1 protein-coding gene is annotated in these 2,379 nt (G+C 64.2%); it reads left to right on the forward strand.

Annotation, left to right across the window (positions count from 1 at the left end; genetic code table 11):
• Positions 1 to 85 precede the first annotated feature (85 nt).
• Positions 86 to 2,236: a TonB-dependent hemoglobin/transferrin/lactoferrin family receptor gene (locus EOA27_RS32195; RefSeq protein ID WP_189354456.1), complete on the forward strand. Its 2,151-nt coding sequence runs from the start codon at positions 86 to 88 to the stop codon at positions 2,234 to 2,236.
• The last annotated feature ends 143 nt before the right edge of the window (positions 2,237 to 2,379 follow it).

Consider the following 2,379-nt stretch of genomic DNA (forward strand, 5'->3'; position numbering starts at 1 on the left):
GAAAATCTGGAGTTGGGGCATGGGGTTGGTGACTTGGGGACGAACGGGCCTGGCGGGCGAGAACGTGGGTCCGAGCTTCCGATCGATGGCGAGCGGCATTGCCATCTTGATGGCCGGAGCGGCGGCGATCGCGCTCAGCGTATCGGCGGCAAAAGCGCAACAGGCCACGCAGCCGGCGACCAGCCAGCAGGCCGATCAGAAAAAGAAGGCTGACGAGAAGGCCGCCGCCGAAGGAACCTTGCTCGACAAGATCCTCGTCATCAGCCGCACCAGCGAGACGGCAATTCAGTCGCTGGCCTCGGCCAGCCATGTCGACCAGGAACAGCTCGACCGCCGCATGGCGACGACGCCGAACGAAATGCTGCTCGGCGTGCCCGGCGTCGCCGTGCAGGCCGACGCGCGCCGCGTCTCCTCCAGCATCAACATCCGCGGCCTGCAGGATTTCGGCCGCGTCGCGGTCATCGTCGATGGCGCAAGGCAGGATTTCCAGCGCTCCGACCACGGCACGCAGTCGACCTTCTATGTCGATCCTGAGCTCATCAAGTCGGTCGACGTCATCCGTGGCCCGGTCGCCAACACCTACGGCTCCGGCGCCATCGGCGGCGTCGTCTTCTTCGACACCAAGGACGCCACCGATTTCCTCAAGCCGGAAGAGACCTGGGCCGGCTCGCTGACCGGGCGCTATGAGAGCAACGGCAAGGGCTGGACCACCAGCGCCACCGGCGCCTACAAGATCAACGACAACTGGGACGTTCTCGGCAACATCGTCTATCGCGACTATGGCGACTACAAGAACGGCGGCGGCGACACCGTTGCCGGCACCGGTTTCGACGTGCTGAGCGGCCTGCTCAAGACCACCATACGCCCGACCGAAAACAGCGACTTGAAGCTTGGCTGGGTCGGCTCCAAGGACGGCTGGACCGAGACCAGCGGCGGCGTGCCCGCCAACGACGTCGACCTCAAGTCGAACACCTTTACCGCCCGCTACAACATCACCGACGATGCCAAGAGCTGGCTCGACCTCCACATCAACGCTTCCTACAACAAGACAGTTCTCGACCTGACGACGCTCACCGCGCAGAACCGCTTCGATCCGACCACCGGCCTGCCCGTGGTGCTGCCGCCCGGCTCGCTGTCGACCTTCGATGTCGGCACGACCGGCATCGACATCTGGAACACCTCGCGCTTCGAGACGGCGAGCGTCGCGCATGAGCTGACCTATGGCGGCGACTGGGTTGGCGACGATGTCGATACCGGCGGCAGCGCCGGCGGCGACAGTTTTTATACACCGTCGGGCAAGCGCAACGTCTCCGGCGCCTACATCCAGGACAAGCTGACCTGGGAATGGCTCGAGGTCATTGGCGGCCTGCGCTACGACAACTACAGCCTGAAGGACGATACGAACGAGACCTCCGGCGACAGGGTTTCGCCGCGCATCACCGTCGGCGTCTCGCCCTTCGAAAGCGCCGGCCTGGCAGGCCTGCAGTTCTACGGCACCTATGCGGAAGGTTACCGCTCACCCTCACTGACCGAGACGTTGATCAGCGGCAACCATCCGGCCGGCGTCAGCTTCCCGTTCCTGCCCAACCCGAACCTGAAGCCCGAGACCGGCAAGACCGTCGAGTTCGGCGTCAACTACAAGCAGAACGACATCATCGAGGGCGGCGACGCGCTGCGGCTCAAGGCCGCCTATTTCAACAACAATGTCGACGACTACATCGACGGCGTGACGCTCTCGCCCTTCGACCCGACCAGCGGCTGCCCGTTCGGCCCGGGCATTCCGATCTGCTTCCAGTACCAGAACTTCGCCAAGGCCAAGATCAACGGCTTCGAGCTGGAAAGCGTCTACGACGCCGGCTGGGGCTATGCCGGCCTGTCGGCCTCCATCATCAACGGCCACACCATCTCCTATGAGGGCGAGCGCGCCGACCTCGCCACCATCCCCTCCTCGCAGGTGACGGCGCAGCTCGGCTTGCGCTTCCTCGAGGACAAGCTGACCGTCGGCGGCGAAGTGCAGTATAACGGCAAGCCCAAGGGCAATCCGGTGGCTAAGGACTTCACACTGGTCAATGCCTTCGCCAGCTACCAGGCGACGGACAATCTCAAGCTCGACTTCCGCGCCGACAATCTGTTCGACGTCAAATACACCAACCCGCTCAACGGCAGCACCACCGCGGTCCTCTACGAACCCGGCGTCACGCTGAAGCTCGCGGCAACCATGCGCTTCGGAGGCTGAGCGAGACATGAAACGCTTGATGACATCGTTTCGTCTGCTGACCTCGACGTTCGCGATGTCGCTTGCGATGGCGCCGGCGTGGGCCCAGTCCGCGCCGGCTCCGGCCGCAGCTCCGGCATTGAGCCTCGAGCTCAATGCCGCGC

It is taken from the genome of Mesorhizobium sp. M2A.F.Ca.ET.037.01.1.1 (assembly GCF_003998075.1).
In the GTDB taxonomy this organism is placed as follows: Bacteria; Pseudomonadota; Alphaproteobacteria; order Rhizobiales; family Rhizobiaceae; genus Mesorhizobium.